This is a genomic window from Nonomuraea diastatica (assembly GCF_004349015.1).
GTDB classification, from domain to species: Bacteria; Actinomycetota; Actinomycetes; order Streptosporangiales; family Streptosporangiaceae; genus Nonomuraea; species Nonomuraea diastatica.
Window position 1 is genome coordinate 1 of sequence record NZ_SMKP01000148.1, and the last position, 20076, is coordinate 20076.

At 73.5% G+C, this 20076-nt stretch carries 18 protein-coding genes; 14 read left to right on the forward strand and 4 right to left on the reverse strand.

Annotated elements, in window-relative coordinates; genetic code table 11:
- The 14 genes from E1294_RS37615 to E1294_RS37680 all read left to right on the forward strand — a co-directional run.
- Nucleotides 1-593 (forward strand): aldehyde ferredoxin oxidoreductase C-terminal domain-containing protein (locus E1294_RS37615; protein WP_132515747.1); only part of this gene is annotated, 593 nt, incomplete at its 5' end.
- A 90-nt stretch (nt 594-683) separates the two neighbouring features.
- Complete coding sequence (locus E1294_RS37620) at nt 684-1442, forward strand: SDR family NAD(P)-dependent oxidoreductase (protein WP_132515748.1); 759 nt, start codon at nt 684-686, stop codon at nt 1440-1442.
- Between the two features lie 2 nt (nt 1443-1444).
- Nucleotides 1445-2800, forward strand: a complete 1356-nt coding sequence (locus tag E1294_RS37625) for a class-II fumarase/aspartase family protein (RefSeq protein ID WP_220448148.1) — start codon at nt 1445-1447, stop codon at nt 2798-2800.
- Nucleotides 2793-3740, forward strand: a complete 948-nt coding sequence (locus E1294_RS37630) for a thiamine pyrophosphate-dependent dehydrogenase E1 component subunit alpha (RefSeq protein WP_132515749.1) — start codon at nt 2793-2795, stop codon at nt 3738-3740. The genes E1294_RS37625 and E1294_RS37630 overlap by 8 nt, the downstream gene beginning before the upstream one ends.
- On the forward strand, nt 3733-4725 hold the full coding sequence (locus E1294_RS37635; protein ID WP_132515750.1) for an alpha-ketoacid dehydrogenase subunit beta: 993 nt from the start codon (nt 3733-3735) through the stop codon (nt 4723-4725). The genes E1294_RS37630 and E1294_RS37635 overlap by 8 nt, the downstream gene beginning before the upstream one ends.
- The gene (locus tag E1294_RS37640) at nt 4722-5183 is read left to right on the forward strand and encodes a VOC family protein (RefSeq protein ID WP_132515751.1); all 462 of its coding nucleotides are present in this window, start codon (nt 4722-4724) and stop codon (nt 5181-5183) included. Before E1294_RS37635 ends, E1294_RS37640 begins: the two co-directional genes overlap by 4 nt.
- A gap of 138 nt (nt 5184-5321) precedes the next feature.
- Nucleotides 5322-6170 carry an amidohydrolase family protein gene (locus E1294_RS37645; protein ID WP_132515752.1) on the forward strand — a complete coding sequence of 283 codons (849 nt, stop codon included), beginning with the start codon at nt 5322-5324 and terminating at the stop codon, nt 6168-6170.
- Entirely contained in the window at nt 6167-7255 is a 1089-nt protein-coding gene (locus E1294_RS37650) for a Gfo/Idh/MocA family protein (RefSeq protein WP_132515753.1), read from the forward strand. Before E1294_RS37645 ends, E1294_RS37650 begins: the two co-directional genes overlap by 4 nt.
- Nucleotides 7252-8256, forward strand: a complete 1005-nt coding sequence (locus E1294_RS37655; protein WP_132515754.1) for a LacI family DNA-binding transcriptional regulator — start codon at nt 7252-7254, stop codon at nt 8254-8256. The genes E1294_RS37650 and E1294_RS37655 overlap by 4 nt, the downstream gene beginning before the upstream one ends.
- Nucleotides 8257-8532: 276 nt before the next feature.
- The gene (locus E1294_RS37660) at nt 8533-9495 is read left to right on the forward strand and encodes an arabinan endo-1,5-alpha-L-arabinosidase (RefSeq protein WP_246083577.1); all 963 of its coding nucleotides are present in this window, start codon (nt 8533-8535) and stop codon (nt 9493-9495) included.
- 167 nt (nt 9496-9662) lie between these two features.
- Nucleotides 9663-10769: a LacI family DNA-binding transcriptional regulator gene (locus E1294_RS37665; protein ID WP_132515756.1), complete on the forward strand. Its 1107-nt coding sequence runs from the start codon at nt 9663-9665 to the stop codon at nt 10767-10769.
- Nucleotides 10766-12787 carry a beta-galactosidase gene (locus E1294_RS37670; protein WP_132515757.1) on the forward strand — a complete coding sequence of 674 codons (2022 nt, stop codon included), beginning with the start codon at nt 10766-10768 and terminating at the stop codon, nt 12785-12787. The genes E1294_RS37665 and E1294_RS37670 overlap by 4 nt, the downstream gene beginning before the upstream one ends.
- A gap of 95 nt (nt 12788-12882) precedes the next feature.
- Nucleotides 12883-15186, forward strand: a complete 2304-nt coding sequence (gene yicI / locus E1294_RS37675; RefSeq protein WP_132515758.1) for an alpha-xylosidase — start codon at nt 12883-12885, stop codon at nt 15184-15186.
- Between the two features lie 8 nt (nt 15187-15194).
- Complete coding sequence (locus tag E1294_RS37680) at nt 15195-16586, forward strand: GH1 family beta-glucosidase (RefSeq protein WP_132515759.1); 1392 nt, start codon at nt 15195-15197, stop codon at nt 16584-16586.
- A gap of 37 nt (nt 16587-16623) precedes the next feature.
- On the opposite strand, the gene E1294_RS37685 is transcribed toward E1294_RS37680, so the two are convergent.
- From E1294_RS37685 to E1294_RS37700, 4 genes are all read right to left on the reverse strand, one after another.
- Entirely contained in the window at nt 16624-17454 is an 831-nt protein-coding gene (locus tag E1294_RS37685) for an SAM-dependent methyltransferase (protein ID WP_132515760.1), read from the reverse strand.
- A gap of 72 nt (nt 17455-17526) precedes the next feature.
- The gene (locus E1294_RS37690; RefSeq protein ID WP_132515761.1) at nt 17527-18513 is read right to left on the reverse strand and encodes an acetylxylan esterase; all 987 of its coding nucleotides are present in this window, start codon (nt 18511-18513) and stop codon (nt 17527-17529) included.
- A 43-nt stretch (nt 18514-18556) separates the two neighbouring features.
- The gene (locus E1294_RS37695) at nt 18557-19597 is read right to left on the reverse strand and encodes a uroporphyrinogen decarboxylase family protein (protein ID WP_132515762.1); all 1041 of its coding nucleotides are present in this window, start codon (nt 19595-19597) and stop codon (nt 18557-18559) included.
- Nucleotides 19594-19986: a nitroreductase family protein gene (locus tag E1294_RS37700; protein ID WP_246083578.1), complete on the reverse strand. Its 393-nt coding sequence runs from the start codon at nt 19984-19986 to the stop codon at nt 19594-19596. The genes E1294_RS37695 and E1294_RS37700 overlap by 4 nt, the downstream gene beginning before the upstream one ends.
- Nucleotides 19987-20076 lie beyond the last annotated feature (90 nt).

Sequence of the window (20076 nt, forward strand, 5' to 3'; positions counted from 1 at the left end):
GGCCGGGGGCGGCGGCGTACGCGATGACCGTAGGGGGCGCGGAGCTGCCGTGTTTCGATCCCCGGATCCAGCCCGGTGTCGGGCTCGGGTACGCGCTCGCGCCGGGCGGCCCGCGCTACGACGCCCTGGAGCACGACCTCGACTTCGATCCCGTCGCGGGGCTGGCCTACAGCTTCCCCGAGGCGCGGCGGATCGGCGCCGAGCCCGCCCCTGCCGGGGTGCTGGACGAGGAGCGCGGCCGGCGCACCGCCCGGCTGCTGCGGCTCTGGAGCGGGCTCGACGCGCTCAACCTGTGCGTCTTCGCCTCCTCCCCCACGCGCCCGCTGACCATCGACCGCCTGACGGCGCTGGTCACCGCCGTACTCGGCGATGCGTTCACGCTGGAGGACCTGCTGGCGGCCGGGCAGCTCCGGCTCGACGAGATGCGCGCGTACGCGGCCAGGGAGGGCGGCGCCCCCGGCGAGCTGCCCGCGCGGATGCACGACGAACCGATCACGGAGGGCCGTCACAAGGGCGCGGTGCTCGACCGCGCCGCGTTCGCGCGGGCGGGCGCGGCGTTCCGCGCGGAACTCGGCTGGCAGGACATTTCCTGATAGAACAATTGATCTCCCTCTTGTCCGGTTTGCGAGGCCGCTGTTATGGTCAGGTCAATCGTTTGACCGACGAGAGGGAGACCATCGGGGATGGCTGTCACGATCGACCTGAGCGGGCGTACGGCGCTCGTCACGGGCGGTGCGGGCGGTCTCGGGCAGGCGTGCGCCCGCGCGCTGGCCGAGGCCGGAGCGGACGTCGTGCTCTCCGACCTGGAGGGCCCGAGGCTCGCCGAAGCGGCGGCCACCCTGGGCGTCCCCGCGCGGCCGGCCGACCTCACCGACCGGTCCCAGGCACAGGCCCTGGCCGCCGGCCCTGGCCGGATCGACGTGCTGGTGAACTGCGCCGGGGTCATGCGCACCACGCCGCTGCTGGACATCGAGCCGGACGAATGGCTGCGGATCGTGGACACCAACCTCAACGCCGCCTTCTGGCTCACCCAGGCCGTCGGCCGGCGGATGGCCGAGCAGGGCGGCGGCTCGATCATCACCCTCGCCTCCGTCGCCGCCCGCTCGGGCCGCCCGAACGCGGCCCACTACTCGGCCACCAAGACGGCGCTGCTCTCCCTGACGAAGTCGGCGGCCGAGGCGCTCGCCCCGGTACGGGTCAACGCGGTCTGCCCCGGCGTCTTCCTCACACCCATGTGGGGCGAGATCATCGGCGACCGCGACCGGCGCTTCGGCCCCGGCGCGGGCGCCGGCTACCTCAAGGAGGTCAGCGAGCGTTCGCCGCTGGGCCGCCCCGGCCGGCCCGAGGAGGTCGCCTCCGCAGTGTTGTTCCTGGCCAGCGATCTGGCCTCGTTCATCACGGGCCAGGCGCTGAACGTCGACGGCGGACTGGAGATGAACTGACCGTGGCCGCCGACTCCGCGCAGACGTTCAAACTGCTGCCCGAGCTGTTCGGCGACCGCGCGATGGCCGGGATCTTCTCCGCCGAGCGCACGGTGCTCGCCTGGCTGCGCACCGAGGCCGCGCTCTCCCGGGCCCAGGCCGAGGCGGGGATCATCGGCGAGGCCGACGCGGAGGCCATCGCCGCGGCCTGCGTCCCGCGGAACATCGACCTCGGCCGCCTCTGGGAGGAGGCGGCGAACGTGGGCTATCCGATCCTCCCCCTCGTACGGATGATCGCGGCGGCCCTCCCGGACGGCCCCGACGGCCGGGTCCACTACGGCGCCACCACGCAGGACATCATGGACACCGGCCTCGCCCTGCAGATGGGAGAGGCCCTCGACCGCCTGGCCACGCTGCTCGGCGCCTTCGGCGAGGCGATCGCCCGTCTCGTGGACGGGCACGCGGGCACCGTCGTCGCCGCGCGCACGCACGCCCAGCAGGCGGTGCCCACGACGTTCGGCGCGAAGATGGCGGTGCTGCTGGCGGAGGCGGCACGGCAGCGCGAGCGGGTCGCCGCCGCCTCCCGCCAGGTGCGGGTCGTGTCGCTGTTCGGCGCCGGCGGCACGTCCGCGGCGATGGGCGAGCGCGCCCGCGAGGTGCGCGAGGGCGTGGCCGGGCGGCTCGGCCTGCGCACCACGGACGTGCCGTGGCACGTGGCCAGGGACGGCGTCGCCGAGTTCGGCGTGACCTGCGCGAGCCTGGCGGCCACGGCCGCCCGCTTCGCCCGCGAGGTCGTGGACCTGTCCAGGACCGAGGTCAGCGAGGTGCGCGAGGCCGGCGGCCACCACCGGGGGGCGTCCTCCACGATGCCGCAGAAGGCCAACCCCATCGGCTGCGAAGCCGTCATCGGCATGTCCGGCACGGCGGGGGCGCTCAGCTCCGGCCTGTTCCGCGCGATGGAGGCCGGCCACGAGCGGGCGGCCGGCGAATGGCAGGTCGAGTGGTACGTCGTGCCGCTGCTGGCCGAGCTGGCCGCGGGCGCGCTGGCCACGGTCGCCGACGTCGCCGCCGGGCTGCGCGTCTACCCCGCCGCCATGCGGGCCAACCTGGGCGCGGAAGGCGGCCTGATCATGGCGGAGGCGTACATGATGCGCCTGGCCCCCGTGCTGGGCCGGGAGAAGGCGCACGACCTGGTCTACCAGGCGGCCCACGAGGCGCGCGAGCGCGGGCGCCCGCTGGCCGACGCCCTGCGCGACGTCGCCGGGCCCGACGACCTGGCGAGCCTGGGCACGCTGCCCCTCCCGCCCGAGTCCTACATCGGCGACGCCGGGGCGATCTGCGCCGCGGCCCTGGACGCCTGGAGAAAGAGCGATGAGTGAGAGACGGCTCGCGGACCTGCTGACCATGTGGCGGATCCGCGCGTTCGAGGAGAAGGCGCGCGACCTGCGAGCCGACGGCCCGATCGTCGGCTCGGTGCACCTGTGCATCGGCCAGGAGGCCATCCCCGCCGGCGCGTGCGACGTGCTGGAGCCGCGGGACGCGCTGTTCGCCACCTACCGCGGTCACGGCTGGGCGCTGGCCAGGGGCGTGCCGGCGGAGCCGCTGTTCGCCGAGCTGATGGGCCGGGCGACGGGCGTCAACGGCGGCCGGGGCGGCTCGGCGTACTTCACGGCCGCCGAGCACGGCTTCCACGGCGAGAACTCGATCGTGGGCGCCGGCGCGCCGATCGCGTGCGGCGCCGCACTGGCGGGCAGGTTCGACGGCTCGGGCCGGGCCGCCGTGAGCGTCTTCGGCGACGGCGCGATGAACCAGGGCGCGGTGCACGAGGCGATGAACTTCGCCGCCGCCTTCTCCCTGCCGGTCGTCTTCGTCTGCGAGAACAACCGCTACTCGGAGCTGACGCCGATCGCCGACATGGTGCGCGCGCCGCGCCTGGCCGGCCGCGCGGCCGCGTACGGGATGCCCGGGCACCGGATCGACGGCAACGACGCCGAGGCCGTGCGCTTCCACATGCGCGACGCCCTGGAGGTCGCCCGTGAAGGCGGCGGGCCGACGCTGCTGGAGTGCATGACCGAACGGCTGGTGGGCCACTACATCGGCGACGCCGAGGCGTACCGTCAGCCCGGCGAGCTGGAGCGGATCAGGCGCAGCGAGCCGATCGCCCGGCTGCGCGATGGCCTGCTCGCCGACGGGGTGCCCGCCGCCGACATCGACGCGGTGGAACACCGGGCGCGGGCGGAGACGGAGTCCGCCGCCGCCGCTGCGCTCGACGCGCCGTTCGCCGACCCCGCGACCGCGAGGGAGCACCTGTATGCCTGAGCGCGATCTCACCTACGGCGAGGCCGTGAACGCGGCCCTGCACCGGCTCATGGAGGAGCTGCCGGAGACGCTGGTCTACGGCGAGGACGTCGCCGTGCCCGGCGGCGTGTTCGGCGTGACCAGGGGCCTGCGCAAGCAGCACGGCGACCGCGCGTTCGACACGCCGATCAGCGAGTCGGCCATCCTCGGCAGCGCGGTGGGCGCGGCGATGATGGGCCGACGCCCGATCGTCGAGATCATGTGGGCCGACTTCTCCCTGGTGGCGCTCGACCAGATCGTCAACCAGGCGGCCAACGTGCGCTACGTCTCGGGCGGGCGGCTGAGCGCCCCGCTGACGATCCGCACCCAGCAGGGCAACGCGCCGGGCGCGTGCGCCCAGCACTCGCAGTGCCTGGAGGCGCTGTTCCTGCACGTGCCGGGGCTGCGGGTGTGCATGCCGAGCACCCCGCAGGACGCCTACGACCTGCTGGTGACGGCCGTGCACTGCGACGACCCCGTGCTGGTGATCGAGAACCGCACGCTGTACTTCGGCGCGAAGCAGCAGGTCCAGGTCGGCGGCCCGGTCAGGCCGATGGGCGGGGCGCGCACCCGCCGTCCTGGCTCCGACGTCACGGTCGTCACCTGGGGCGCGATGACGGACCGGGTGCTGGAGGCGGCCGAGGCGCTGGCCGGCGAGGGGATCGACGCCGAGGTGCTGGAGACGCCGTGGCTCAACCCGTTCGACACCGGGGCGGTGCTGGAGAGCACCCGCCGCACCCGCAGGCTGGCGGTCGTCCACGAGGCGAACGTCACCGGCGGCTTCGGCGCGGAGGTCGTCGCCCGCGTGGCCGGCGCCGGGGTGCCGCTGCTCGCGCCGCCCGTCCGGATCGGCACACCCGACGTGCGGATGCCGGCCGCGCAGACGCTGGCGCAGGCCCTGGTGCCCGGCCCCGACCGCGTCGCGGACGAGCTACGCGCCCTGGCCGGGCAGGAGACGCCGCGATGAGAGGCGTCTGGCACTTCTCGTTCACGGTCGCCGACCTCGACAGGTCCGTGGCGTTCTACCGCGACCTGCTCGGATTCACCCTCGTGCACCGGCAGGAGCAGGACAACGCCTACACGCGCAGGCTCGTCGGCTACCCCGACGCGGTGCTGCGCGTCGCCCAGCTCGCCGTGCCCGGCCAGCCCCGCGGCGTCTCCACCCACGACCTGGAGCTGGTCGAGTACGTACGGCCCCGCGGCGAGCCGCGCGACCCCGCCCGTCACCTGCCCGGCGCCGCCCACCTGGCGCTCACGGTCGAGGACGCCCGCGCGGAGCACGCCCGCCTGTCGGCGGCCGGAGTGACCTTCGTCAACCCGCCCGACGAGATCACCGCGGGCGTCAACAGAGGCGGCTACGCCTGCTACTTCCTCGACCCCGACGCGATCACGTTGGAGCTCGTCCAACCTCCCGCGGAGGGCTAACGCCCCCCGCGAACCCCCCATAAAGCGTGGAAAGGGCTTCTATCCGCGGGAAAGCGAGCTTTCCCGCGGGCGCCCCCGCGGACCCACGGAAAGCTTCGGGGAAACCGAATAAGGCACTATGGAAAGTGAGGAGGGCGGATGGTCGTCGTCGACGCTCACCAGCACTTCTGGAATCTGGAGACGGGCTCCTACCCGTGGCTGACCCCCGAGGCCGGGCCGATCTTCCGTACGTTCGAGCCGGACGAGCTGCTGCCCCAGCTCGCCGACGCGGGGGTCGAGCGCACGGTCCTGGTGCAGGCGATGGACTCCTACGCCGACACCGACGCCATGCTCGCGCAGGCCGGCGCCCACGACGTGATCGGCGCGGTGGTGGGCTGGGTGCCGCTGCGGCGGCCGGACGAGGCGGCCGAGGCGCTGGAGCGCTACCGGCGGCATCCGAAGTTCGCCGGGGTGCGCCACCTCATCCACGACGAGCCCGACCCCGACTGGGTGCTGCAGGACTCCGTGATCGAGGGGCTGCGGCTGCTGGCGGCGGCCGGGCTGCCGTTCGACGTGGTGGCCGTGCTGCCCCGGCACCTGGAGCACGTGCCGGTGCTGGCCGAGCGGGTGCCGGGCCTGCGGATGGTCATCGACCATCTCGCCAAGCCGCCGATCAAGGAGAAGGGCTGGGAGCCGTGGGCGTCGCTGCTCGCCCGCGCCGCCGAGTGCCCGGAGGTGTACGCCAAGGTGTCCGGGCTGAACACCGCGGCCGACGCCGCGACCTGGACGGCCGACGACCTGCGGCCGTACGTGGAGCACGCGCTGGAGCTGTTCGGGCCCGAGCGGCTCATGTTCGGCAGCGACTGGCCGGTGGCGCTGCTGGCCGGGGACTACGCGAAGGTGTGGCGGGAGACGGGCGCGGCGCTGTCCGGGCTGCCGCCGGCCGATCGCGCGGCCGTGCTGGGCGGCACCGCGACCCGCTTCTACGGCATGGAGGAACCCGCATGATCGACGTTTTCGCGCCCATCGCCGCCGCGGCCGGCCTGGCCGTGCCCGCGGAGCACCGGCTGCCGATCGCGGTGGTCGGCGCGGGGGCGATCGTCGACGTCGCCCACCTGCCCGCCTACCGGCAGGCCGGGCTGGAGGTGACCGGGCTGTTCGACCTCGACGCGGCGCGGGCCGCCGAGGTGGCCGGCCGCCACGGGGTGCCCAGGGCGTACGGGTCGCTGGAGGAGCTGCTGGCCGACGAGCGCGCCGCCGTGGTTGACATCGCGGTCGCGCCGCGGGCGCAGCCCGCCATCGCGCGGGCGGCGCTGGCGGCCGGCAAGCACCTGCTCTGCCAGAAGCCGTTCGCGCCCGACGTCGCGACCGGGCGGGAGATCGTCGAGCTGGCGGCGGCCCGCGGGCTGAAGGTCGCGGTCAACCAGCAGCTCCGCTTCGACGAAGGCGTCGCCGCCGCCCGCGCCATGGTCCGCGCGGGCTGGATCGGCGAGCCGACGGCCATGACGTTCACCGTGAACATCCACACCGACTGGAGCGCCTGGGACTGGCTCGTCAGCGCCGAGCGGCTGGAGATCGTCTACCACTCCATCCACTATCTCGACGCGATCCGCTCAGTCCTCGGCGACCCCGAGCTCGTCTTCTGCACCGGCAGCCGCACGCCCGGCCAGGTCGCCAAGGGCGAGACCAGGACGATGAGCACGCTGGTCTACCCGGGCGACGTGCGGGCGCTGGTCCACGCCACGCACGAGAACCGCACCGGCGACCAGGAGGCGTCGTTCCGCATCGACGGGACGGAGGGCGCGATCAAGGGCACGCTGGGCCTGCTCTACGACTATCCGCACGGCCGCCCCGACACCCTGGCCGTCAGCAGCCGGGCGTTGCCGACCGACGGCTGGCTGCCCTACCCGGTGACCACGCGGTGGCTGCCCGACGCGGTGGCCGGGCCGATGGGTTCGCTGCTGCGGGCGATCGCCGAGGGCGGCGAGCCGGAGACGTCCGGGGCCGACAGCCTCGGCACGCTGCGCCTGATCCACGCCCTCTACCGCTCGATGGACACGGGCGAGAGCGTCCGTCCAGGATCGTCTGTATGAAGCGCTCACGGGTCACGCTCGCCGACGTCGCCGCGATGGCGAGGGTCGACAGGGCCGTCGTCTCCCGCGTCATCAACAAGGACCCCACGCTCAACATCCGTCAGGAGACGCGGGAGCGGGTGCTGACCGCGATCGACAGGCTCGGCTACCGGCCCAACGTGGCCGCGCGGAGCCTGCGCACCGCGCGTGCGCACATGTTCGGGCTGTTCATCCCCGACTTCGCCAACCCCGTCTACGCGGAGATCATCAAGGGCGCGGAGTCGGAGGCGGCCTCCCAGGGGTACGTTCTGGTCACCGGCAGCGCGATCGGCGCGGGGCTCGGCGAGTACATGGACCGGATCGGGCAGGGCCGCATCGACGGCCTGCTGCTGGCCGGGGCGGGCGACGAGGCCGGGCTCGTCGAGCACCTCGACCGGGCCGCCATCCCGTGGATCATGCTCAACAACCGCAGCAGGAGTGTCGAGCGGTACGTCATCCTCGACGACGAGCGGGCCGCCGCGCTCGCGGTGGAGCACCTCGTACGCCTCGGCCACCGCCGCATCGCCCACCTGGCGGGACCGGCCGGCGCCGACACGGCCGGCCGCAGGTCGGCGGGTTACTCGGCGGCGATGCGCGAGGCCCGGCTGCTGGAGGGCCCGATCGTGGCGGCCGACTACACGCCGGCCGGCGGCGCGGCGGCGATGGCCCGCCTGCTCGACTGCCCCGACCGGCCGACGGCGGTGTTCGTGGCGAACGTGGCCTCGGCGATCGGCGCGATGCAGGGCGTGCGCTCGGCCGGTCTCGAGATCCCGCGTGACGTCTCGATCGTGGCCGTGCACGACCTGGAGCTGGCCAGCTACCTGTTCCCGGCCCTGACCACGGTGCGGATGCCGCTGGCGGAGCTGGGCCGCCGCGGCGTCATCCTGCTGGCGGGGCTCAAGCCCGACGACAAGGTGGCCGAGGTGCTGGCCGGGCCCATAGAGCTCATCCAGCGCCGGTCCACCGCGCCGCCGCCCGGGTGACGCGCCGGTGCCGGGTTGTCGCTGTGGCGCAGCATGGCAGGCACTGTTAGCGTTAACATCGGGGACGAAAGCGGCTCGAACGTAGGCATGGCCGGCGACCTCTGTCAAGGCCCGGCGCCGGCCCCCGCAGGGGACGCCCGGTCGGCCGTGAAAGTTTCACCCGGTGGTTGACGTCGGTCAGAGGGCCGGGTTTACATGTCGTCCGGCGCAGCTTCAGGCAGGCGAACGACGAACGGCGGCACCCGCCGCCTTCGCCCGTCCCCGAAGGAGGACCCTGTGCGTCGCCTGTCACGTCTCATCGGCACCTCGTCCGCCGTGCTCGCGCTCCTAGCGAGCACGGCCTTCGCCTACCCCAACCCCGGCCACGTCACCGGAGACGTCGTCGTCCACGACCCCACGATGATCCGCACCTCGACCGGATATGTGCTCTATTCCACCCACGGCTATCTGGAGGCGCGCACCTCCACCGACCGCATCGCCTTCTCCCGCGCCGGATCCGCCTTCCGCACGCCGCCGTCGTGGTGGCGTACCTACTCCTCCGGCAACGATCCGTGGGCGCCCGACATCTCCCAGCACGGCGGGCGCTACCTGCTCTATTACGCGGTCTCCAGCTTCGGCTCCAACCACTCCGCGATCGGCCTGGCCACCAGCTCGACCGGGCAGCCCGGCTCGTGGACCGACCAGGGCGTCGTTTATGCGACCACGACGAGCTCCGACCACAACGCCATCGACCCGAACCTGCTCGTGGACTCCTCCGGCCGGTGGTGGCTGAGCTTCGGCTCCCACTGGACCGGCATCCGGATGATCCGGCTGGACCCCTCGACGGGCAAACGGCTCCCCGGCGACGGCACGCTCCACCACCTCGCCACCCGCCCCGACGCGCCCCGCGCCGTCGAGGCGCCCCACATCGTCAGGCACGGCGATCACTACTACCTGTTCGCCTCCTACGACCAGTGCTGCGCCGGCACGAGCAGCACGTACAAGGTCAAGGTCGGCCGCTCCACCAGCCCGACCGGCCCGTACGTCGACCGCTCGGGGCGGTCCATGCTGAGCGGCGGCGGCACGCCGGTCCTGGAGACGCACGGCCGGATCATCGGCCCCGGCGGGCAGAGCATCATGCAGGACGTCGACGGTGACCTGCTCGTCTACCACTACTACGACGGCGCGGCCAACGGCACGCCCAAGCTCGGGATCAACCTGCTCGGCTGGGATTCCGACGGCTGGCCGTACGTGTACTAGAGACCCGGGAGCGCGCCCCGGTCACACCGGCGCGGCCGGGGCCGCCTTTCTGGACATCCGAGTCAACGCCATTGACATCCCTACAAAACGGACCCTAGGTTGTGCGAAACGTTTCGACAACCGTATCGGCCCCCTTCCGGCCGAGCGTGCCCAGGGTCGGGAGCAGGATGTCCTCATTACGAGACGTGGCCGAGCGCGCACAGGTCGCGATCAGCACCGTGTCGGCCGCGCTCAACGGCACCCGGCCGGTCGCGGCCGGCACCAAGCGGCGCATCGAGCAGGCCGCGGCCGAGCTCGGCTACCGCCCCAACCTGCTGGCCCGGGGTCTGCAGAGCAAGCGGACCCGCATCCTGGCGCTGCTGTACCCCGCCCCGCGCAGCGGCTTCGGCCTGACGGAGATGCAGTTCGCCACCGGCGCCGCCGAGGCGGCCCGCGAGCTGGGCCACCACCTGCTGCTCTCCCCCGAGCACGCCGACCCGATCGAGGAGCTGCGCCACCTCACCGGCCTCGGGCTGGTCGACGGGGTGCTGCTCATGGAGGTCGGCCTCGACGACGAGCGTGCGGCCTTCCTGACCGCGGCGGGCGTGCCGTTCAGCATGATAGGGCGCACCCGCGACCCCGGCTCGATCGACTACGCCGACATCGACTTCGCGGCCACGGCCAGGGACGCCGTGGCGCACGTGGCCGCGCTCGGCCATCGCGAGCTGGCCTTCCTCAACCTCTCGTCCGGCGCGTACGCCGACGGCTACGGCCCCGCGGTTCGCGCCGGCGAGGAGTTCGCCGCCGCCGCGGAGGCGGCCGGGATCGGCTACGTGGACGGCTACCGCCCGGGGTCGGCGGAGGAGGGCCGGGAGGCGTTCGAACGGCTCATGGACGCGCATCCCGACATGACCGCGCTGGCCGTGATGGACGACCACGCGGCGGTGGGGGTGATCGCGGCCGTGGCGGCGCGCGGGTGGCGGATTCCCGATGACCTGACCCTGATGCTGGTGTTGTCGTCGGTCAGGGTCGCGGAGATGTTCCACCCCAGGCTGACGACGCTGGAACCGCCCGGCACGGAGCTCGGCAGGATCGGCGCGCGCATGCTCATCGACCGGCTGCGCGGCGACGGGCCGCCTCAGCAGCGGCTGGTGCCCTGCCGGCTGGTGGCCGGCGACAGCTCCGCACCCCCGCCCGCCCGGCGGAAGGCGGCGCCGGACGGACGGGCCGCGCCGGCGCGAGCAGCGTCGGGAGCGCCGGCGGAGGAGGAGCCGCGCGAGGGGAGGCGGGCATGACCGCACGGCCGGGGATGCACACGCTCACCGCGGGCCGCGGGCTGCTGTTCGGGGGCGACTACAACCCTGAGCAGTGGCCGGAGGAGGTGTGGGCGCAGGACGCCGAGCTGATGCGCGCGGCCGGGGTCAACCTGGTCACCGTCGGCGTGTTCAGCTGGGCCCGGCTCGAACCCGAGCCGGACGTGCGGGACTTCACCTGGCTGGACCGGGTGCTCGACCTGATGGGCGAGAACGGCGTCGCGGTGGACCTGGCGACCCCCACCGCCTCGCCGCCGCCGTGGCTGGGGCACCGGTGGCCGCAGACGCTGCCGGTCGACGAGTCGGGCCACCGGCTCTGGTACGGTTCGCGCAACCAGTTCTGCCCCTCGTCGCCCGTCTACCGCGAGCGCGCCCTGTCGATCGTCTCCGCCCTGGCCTCCCGCTACGCGAGCCACCCGGCGCTGGCCCTGTGGCACGTGGGCAACGAGTACGGCCAGGTCTGCCACTGCGACGAGTCGGCGGCCGCGTTCCGCGCCTGGCTGCGTGAGCGCTACGGCGATCTGGGGACGCTCAACGAGGCGTGGGGCACCACGTTCTGGAGCCAGCGCTACGACGACTGGGCCGAGATCGTCCCCCCGCGTCTCGCCCCGTACATCGTCAACCCGTCGCAGCGCCTCGACTGGCGGCGGTTCTGCTCCGACGCGCTGCTCGAGCACTACCGGGCCGAGCGCGACATCCTGCGGGAGCACACCCCCGGCACGCCGGTCACCACGAACTTCATGGGGCTGTTCAAGCCGGTCGACTACTGGTCGTGGGCGGCCGAGGAGGACGTCGTCTCCAACGACTGGTATCCCGAGCCGGGCGACCCGCTGGCCCCGGCGCGCACGGCGCTCACCCACGACCTGATGCGCGGGCTCGCGGGGGGCCGGCCGTGGCTGCTGATGGAGCAGGCCACGAGCGCCGTCAACTGGCGCCCGCACAACCTGCCCAAACCGCCCGGCCAGTTCCGGCTGGAGTCGCTGCAGGCGCTGGCCCGCGGCGCGGACGGGCTCTGCTACTTCCAGTGGCGGGCCTCCCGGTTCGGCGCCGAGCGCTTCCACGCCGCGATGGTGCCGCACGCCGGGCAGGACACGCGGTTGCACGCCGCGGTCCGCGCCCACGGCCGCGAACTGCGCGGGCTCGCCTCCGTGGCGGGCACGCCGGTCCCCGCGCGGGTGGCGATGGTGTTCGACTGGGCGAGCTGGTGGGCGCTGGAGGAGCGGGGGCGGCCCAGCGACCGGCTCAACGCGACCGACCAGCTGCTGAGCTACTACCTGCCGCTGTGGGAGCGCGGCGTCAGCGTGGACGTGGTGCCTCCCTCCGCGGACCTGTCCGGCTACGCGCTGGTGGTGGTGCCGAACCTGTTCCTGGTCGGCGACCGGGACGCGGCGGCGCTGACCGCGTACGCGCGCGGCGGCGGCGTGCTGGTGGTCGGGCCGTTCTCGGGGGTGGTGGACGAGCGGTCGCACGTGCGTACCGGGCGGTTCCCCGCGCCGCTGCGCGAGGTGCTGGGCGCGTCCGGCGAGGAGTGGCTGCCGGCGCCCGATGACGTGCCGGTGCGCTGCCGGTGGGCCGGTGGCGCCGCCTTCACCGCGCACACCTGGACGGAACTGGTGGCGGCCGAGGGCGCGGAGGCGGTGGCGGAGTTCGCCGGCGGTGACCTGGCGGGCAGCCCCGCCGTGCTGCGGCACCCCGCAGGCGCGGGACCAGGGAGCGGCAGCGCCTGGTACGTGGCGACCATGCCCGAGCCCGCCGCGCTCGGCGAGATCATCGCGCGTGCGCTGGCGGACGCCGGCGTGGCCGGCGCGCTGCCGGGGCTGCCGCCGGGCGTCGAGGCGGTACGCCGCGGCGACGTGCTGTTCCTGCTCAACCACGGCGCCGAGTCGGCCGTCGTGCCCATAACCGAGCAGGCGGAGGACCTGCTGACCGGAGCCGTCGCCGACGGCGAGGTCACGCTGGCGCCCCGCGACGTCGTCGCGCTGCGCCCCCACGCGGAGTAACCACCCTCCGCTCACTGTTGCGGCCCACTGTTGCGAAAGGAGGGGCGGCGCCTCCCGCCCGTTCGTTACGGCGGGGGACGCCGCGCCACGATCCGATGAAGTTCAAAGACGGCTACTGGCGGATGCGGCCCGGGGTGCGGGGCGACTACGCCGCCTCGGCCCACGACGTGAGCGCGGACGCCGCCTCGCTGCGGGTGCTCGCCCCGACGAGGGAGATCACCCGCCGCGGCCACACCCTCGACGGCCCGGTGCTGCGGCTGGACCTGTCGTCCCCGATGCCGGACGTGATCAGGGTCCGTACGGTGCACTTCGCCGGATCGGTGCCGGACGCCCCGGCCTTCGAGGTGCGCGACGAGCGGCCGGACGTGCGGGTCGCCGTGGACGGCGAGACCGCGGGCCTGACCAGCGGCGCCCTCACCGTGCGGGTGCGCAGGGACGCGCCGTGGGAGATGACGTTCAGCGCCGGCGGCCGCGAGCTGACCCGCAGCGCCGGCAAGAGCCTGGGGGTGATGCACGACGCCGGCGAGCGGCACTTCATGGTCGAGCAGCTGCGCCTGAGCGCCGGGGAACTCGTGTACGGGCTCGGCGAGCGCTTCGGCCCCCTGGTGCGCAACGGGCAGTCCGTGGACGTCTGGAACGACGACGGCGGCACCAGCAGCGAGATGGCCTACAAGAACGTGCCCTTCTACCTCACCAACCGCGGCTACGGGGTGTTCGTCAACCATCCTGGCCGGGTGTCGTTCGAGGTGGGCTCGGAGACGGTGTCGCGGGTGCAGTTCAGCGCCGAGGGCCACGACCTGGAATACCTGATCATCCACGGGCCGGCGCCGGCCGACATCCTGCGCCGCTACACGGCGCTGACCGGCCGCCCCGCGCTGCCGCCCGCGTGGTCGTTCGGTCTCTGGTTGTCGACGTCGTTCACCACCGACTACGACGAGGCCACGGTGACGTCGTTCGTGGACGGGATGGCCGAGCGGGACCTGCCGCTGAGCGTCTTCCACTTCGACTGTTTCTGGATGCGGCGCTACCGGTGGTGCGACTTCGAGTGGGATCCGGAGGTGTTCCCCGACCCGGAGGGCATGCTGCGCCGGCTCAAGGAGCGCGGGCTGCGCGTGTGCGTGTGGATCAACCCGTACATCGGGCAGGCGTCGGCGTTGTTCGACGAGGGCGCCGCCGCCGGGCACCTGCTGCGCCGCCCCGACGGGACCGTCTGGCAGGATGACCACTGGCAGGCGGGCCGGGCGCTGGTGGACTTCACCTCCCCCGCCGCCAGGGAATGGTACGCAGGGAGGCTGCGCGGGCTGCTCGACATGGGGGTGGACGCGTTCAAGACCGACTTCGGCGAGCGCATCCCGACCGACGTCGTCTACGCCGACGGCTCCGACCCGGAGCGGATGCACAACTACTACAGCCTCGTCTACAACGAGACCGTGCACCAGGTGCTGGCCGAGCGCGGGGCGCCCGTGCTGTTCGCCAGGTCGGCCACCGTGGGCGGGCAGCGGATGCCGGTGCACTGGGGCGGCGACTGCGAGTCGACGTTCGAGGCGATGGCCGAGTCGCTGCGGGGCGGGCTGTCGCTCGGCCTGGCCGGGTTCGGGTTCTGGAGCCACGACATCGGCGGGTTCGAGGGCATGCCCGATCCGGCCGTGTTCAAGCGGTGGGTGGCCTTCGGGCTGCTGTCGTCGCACAGCCGGCTGCACGGCAGCGGGTCCTATCGGGTGCCGTGGTTGTTCGACGAGGAGTCGGTCGACGTGCTGCGCGCGTTCACGCGGCTGAAGGCGCGGCTGATGCCCTACCTGTACGGCGCCGCCCTGCAGGCCGCCGGGGAGGGCCTGCCGGTGATGCGGGCGATGCAGCTGGAGTTCCCCGATGACCGGGCCTGCGACCACCTGGACGCCCAGTACATGCTGGGCCCGGATCTGCTGGTGGCGCCGGTGTTGTCCGCCGACGGCGACATTTCCTATTACGTCCCTGAGGGGGTGTGGACCCGGCTGCTCGACGGCGAGCCCATCGTCGGGCCCGGCTGGCGTACCGAGCGGCACGGGTTCGACAGCCTGCCGCTGCTGGTGCGGCCCGGCGCGGTGTTGCCGATCGGGGCCCGCGACGACCGGCCCGACTACGACTACGCCGACGGCGTCACCCTCCGCGTCCACCATCTCGCCGACGGCGAGAGCCGCACGGTCACCGTGCCCGCAGCGGACGGCGCCGACGCCGCGGTGTTCGAGGTCTCGCGCACGGGCGGGCGGGTCCGCGCCCGCCGCGTCCTGGGCGCGGGCCCGCCCTGGAACCTGCTGCTCGCCGGGGTGCGCGAGGCCCGGCACCCCGACCTTGAGACGACGCCAGGCGGCGTGCGGGTGGCCGCCGGGCCCGGCACCGACGACATCGAGATCATCCTCTGAGGAGCAGCATGACCACCTTTCCCGAGACCTTCCTGTGGGGCACCGCCACCGCCGCCTACCAGGTGGAGGGCGCCTGGAACGAGGACGGCAGGGGCCCGTCGATCTGGGACACCTTCTCCCACACACCCGGGCTCGTCGCGGGCGGCGACACCGGCGACGATGCCTGCGACCACTACCACCGGCTCGAGGAGGACCTCGACATCCTGGCCGCGCTGGGCGTCGGCGCGTACCGTTTCTCCATCTCCTGGCCGCGCGTGCAGCCCGGCGGCAGCGGCCCGGTCAACGCGCCAGGACTGGACTTCTACTCCCGGCTGGTGGACGGCCTGCTCGCCAGGGACATCGCGCCCGTGGCCACGCTCTACCACTGGGACCTGCCGCAGGAGCTGGAGGACGCGGGCGGCTGGCCGCACCGCGACACGGCGCGGCGCTTCGCCGAGTACGCCCGGCTCATGGGCGACGCGCTCGGCGACCGCGTGCACACGTGGATCACGCTGAACGAGCCGTGGTGCTCGGGCTACCTCGGCTACGCCTCCGGCGTGCACGCCCCGGCCCGTACCGAGCCCGCCGCCGCCCTGGCCGCCGTACACCACCTCAATCTCGGCCACGGCCTGGCCGTCCAGGCGCTGCGCACGACCGCCGCCGCCGCGGCGCAGATGTCGGTCACGCTCAACCTGCACCACGTGCGCGGCGTGTCCGAGCGCGACGCCGACGCCGTACGGCGCGCGGACGCGCTGGCCAACCGGGCGTTCCTCGGCCCCATGCTGGAGGGCGCCTACCCGCGCGACCTCGTCGCCGACACCGCCTCGGTGACCGACTGGTCGTTCGTGCGCGACGGCGACGAGGCGGCCGCGTGCCAGCCGCTGGACGTGCTCGGGGTCAACTACTACAACCCCACCCTGGTGCGCCAGTGGGACGGCTCCGCGCAGCGGGAGACCGCTGACGGGCACCAGGACGGAGCGGCCTCGCCGTGGATCGCGTGCGAGAACGTCGAGTTCGTCCGCCAGCCCGGGCCGTACACCGAGATGGGCTGGAACATCGACGAGACCGGCCTGACCGAGCTGCTGCTGCGGCTGCACCACGACCACCCCGGCCTGCCCCTGATGATCACCGAGAACGGCGCGGCGTTCGCCGACGTCGTGGACGCCGACGGGCGCGTCCGTGACGAGCGCCGCGTCGACTACCTGCGCCGCCACCTGACGGCCGTGACCGAGGCGATGGCGGCCGGGGCGGACGTGCGCGGCTACTTCGTGTGGTCGCTGATGGACAACTTCGAGTGGGCGCACGGGTACGCCAAGCGGTTCGGCATCGTGCGGGTGGACCGCGACACCATGGAGCGCACCTGGAAGGACAGCGCCCACTGGTACCGCGAGGTGGTCGCCACCGGCAAGCTGCCGTCCTAGGGGTCGCGGGCAGGCTTGGCGGGCTCGGGTCCGCGGGCTAGGGTTTGCGGGCCACGCCTCCGACGAAGGTGTGGTAGGTGATGCCCGGCGTCGCGTGGTCGTCGGCGCCGGGCCGCCACTCGGGCAGCGGCACCAGGCCGGGCTCCAGCAGCTCCAGCCCGTCGAAGAAAGCGAGGATCTCCTCGCGGAAGCGCCAGCGCCCGGTGCCGAGGTGCTCGTTGAAGATCTTCTCCGCCGCGTACGCCTGCCGCGACACCTCGGGCATGGCCTCCCCCGGGTTGCAGAAGTGCGAGATCACCAGGTGGCTGCCCGGGGCGAGCGCCCGGACGAGCCGGGCCACGATGCCGGCCGGGTCATCGTCGTCGCCGAGGTGGTGCAGGAGCCCGAACATCAGCAACCCGACCGGCTCGGAGAAGTCGATGAGGCCGCGCGTCTTCCTGTCGGCGAGGATGGCCTCCGGGTGGCGGGCGTCGGCCTCGATGATCGTGGTGGTCTGGTCGACGGCCAGCAGCGCGCGGCCGTGCACGAGCACGATCGGGTCGTGGTCGACGTAGACGACCCGGGAGCGCGGGGCGACGGCCTGGGCGATCTCGTGCACGTTGCCCTGCGTCGGCAGGCCTGAGCCGAGGTCGAGGAACTGGCGGACGCCGGCCCGCGCGGCCAGGTGGAGCACGGTGCGGCGGAGGAACTCCCTGTTGGCCCTGGCCGCCTCGGGCGCGTCCGGCGCGACTTTGAGCGCCATGGCGGCCACCTGGCGGTCGACCTCGTAGTTGTCCTTGCCGCCGAGCATGTAGTCGTAGACGCGGGAGACGCTGGGCTTGCTGGTGTCGACACCGGGCGGGGCGCTTTCCTGCTCGCTCTCGGACACTGCCGGCTCCTCGGATGGTCATGGGGGGCTAGGCCCATGATCCTAAATCGGCAATTCGGTATATGCGACATTTCATGAACAAAGGAACGCCTGCTGGGACGCGGCCAGCCTCCTCTCCGCCGCCGGCACACCGGGGTGGTCGTGGTGGCCGGTCTCCAGCACGTACAGCTCCCTTGGTCCGGCCAGCGCGTTGTGGACGGCGAACTGGCCGGGCGGCGGCACGGCCGGGTCGAAGAGCGCGGCGGCGACGTGCACCGGGATCGCGATCCGGGCGGCGGCCGTGGCCGCGTCGAAGTACCTCAGCACCTCGGCCGTTTCCGGGCGGCTCGCGTGCCTGACGCGGACGGCCTCGCCGCTGCCGGTGCAGGGCAGGGTGAGGCGCAGGGGATGGGCGCCGAAGCTGGGCACGACGAGGGCGGCGGCGGCGAAGCGATCGTCCCAGGGCAGCGCCAGCGCGCCGATGCCGCCCCCGAAGCTGGCGCCGATGTAGTCGAGCCTGCCCGCGGCCTCGGGCACGAGGTCCAGCAGGGCGGTCGCCGCGCACCACAGGTCGGCCGCGCAACCGCCGTGCACGTAGGTGTCCCTGGCCTCGATGCCGTGCAGGACGTGCCGCGCGGCGTCGGAGGGGATGCCGGGGTGCGTGCCGCGGGCGCCCAGGCCGCGCGCGCACGGCCAGATCGCCGCCGTGTGCCGGGTGAGCGGCAGCGGGCCGACACCGTCGCGGCCGCCGTAGCCGTGGCCCACCACGCAGCCGCGCGTGACCCGGCCGTCCGCGGGCACGGTGAGCCAGCCGCCGAGGCGGACCCCGCCGAGCGAGGTGTAGCGCACGGGACGCACGACCACGCCGCCGCCCTCCCCCTCCGGCGGTCCCGCACAGGGATCCACGTCCACGGTCGCCGCACGGGCGCGCAGCTCGCGCCAGAACGCCGCGAAGCCGTCCGGCTCCTCGGGGGCAGGGACGGCGAGCAGGGCGTCCAGGTCGTAGCCGTGGGTCGGGTCGAAGGGGTAGGCGTGGTGCACGCGGGCACCGCGGCGGCCGATGTGAGGGGCGTGGTTCATACGATCATGATGAAGGAGCGGCGCCGCCGCGCGCCGGCGGCGGTCATGACCGGCCGAGCTCGCCGCGCAGCAGGCGGGCCGCGCCCGCCATGGCACGCATCTTGCCCTCCGCCGACTCCCTGGGCAGATATTTCATCCCGCAGTCCGTGGCGATGACGACGCGCTCGGGCGGCACCCGGTCGAACGCCCGGCGCACCCGGTCAGCCACCAGCTCGACCGGCTCGACGTCCGGCGTGGACAGGTCGATCACCCCGAGGATGACCGTCTTGTCCTTCAGGTCGGACAGCACCCCCAGATCCAGCCCCGACTGGGCGGTCTCGATCGACACCTGCTCGACCGGGCAGCCGGCCAGCTCGGGCAGGAACGAGTACGCCTCAGGCCGGTCATGGATGATCGCCGCGTAGCCGAAGCAGATGTGCACCGCCGTCGTGCCGGTGACGCCGTCGAGCGCGGCGTTCAGCGCGGCCAGCCCGTAGGCGCGCGCCTGATCCGGCCTGGCCTGCATGTACGGCTCGTCGATCTGGACGATGTCCGCGCCCGCCGCGAACAGGTCGCGGATCTCGGCGTTGACCGCCGCCGCGTAGTCCATCGCCGCCGCCTCGGCGTCGGGATAGTGCTCGTTCTGGGCCTGCTGGCTCATCGTGAACGGCCCCGGCACCGTCATCTTGATCGTGCGGCCGGTGTGGGCGCGCAGGAAACGCAGGTCGTCCACCTCGATCGGGCGGGCGCGGCGGATCTGGCCGACGATGCGCGGCACCGGGTTGGGATGGCCGCTGCGGTCGAGCGCCGTGCCCGGGTTGTCGAGGTCGATGCCGTCGAGAGCGGTGGCGAAGTGGTTGGAGTAGCTCTCGCGCCGGATCTCGCCGTCGGTGACGATGTCCAGCCCGGCGCGCTCCTGGGCCCTGATCGCCAGCTCGGTGGCGTCGTCCTGGGCCTGGGCGAGCAGCTCGGGCGGGACGCGCCACAGCTCCTTGGCTCGGACCCGCGGCGGGAACCGCTCGGCCAGTCTGGCGCGATCGATCAGCCATTCCGGCTGGGCGTAACTTCCGACCAGCGACGTCGGCAGCGTGGGCAGGGGGGTCACGGGCTCTCCTTCACGTAGGGGGTGCCTTCCACTGTGCTCCTACCAGCTGTGCTCCTACCAGCGGTCGAGGTGAAGCACCTCGACCAGCGGCTGCCGGTGCCCGGGCCTGAACGTCTCACCCGTGTGGTAGGCGGTTCACCCGTGTGGTAGGCGGTGGGGATGAGCACGCCCTGGCGTACGTCGGCGGGGATGCCGAGCAGTTCGGCGATCTCGCTCTCGTACGCCAGGTGCAGGGAGGTCCAGGCGGTGCCGAGGCCGCGGGCCCGGGCGGCCAGCATGTAGCTCCACGCCGCGGGTAGCAGCGAACCCCACGACCCCGCCTGGTTGCCCTCGGGCAGCCCGCCGGGCGCGTGGATGCACCCGAGCACCAGCACCGGCACGTCGCCCATGCGCTCGCTCAGGTAATCGGCGCTCTCGGAGACCCGCCGCTGGGTGCCGGCGGGTGGTGGTGAGCAGCTCTTCCGAGCTCAGCGGGGTGA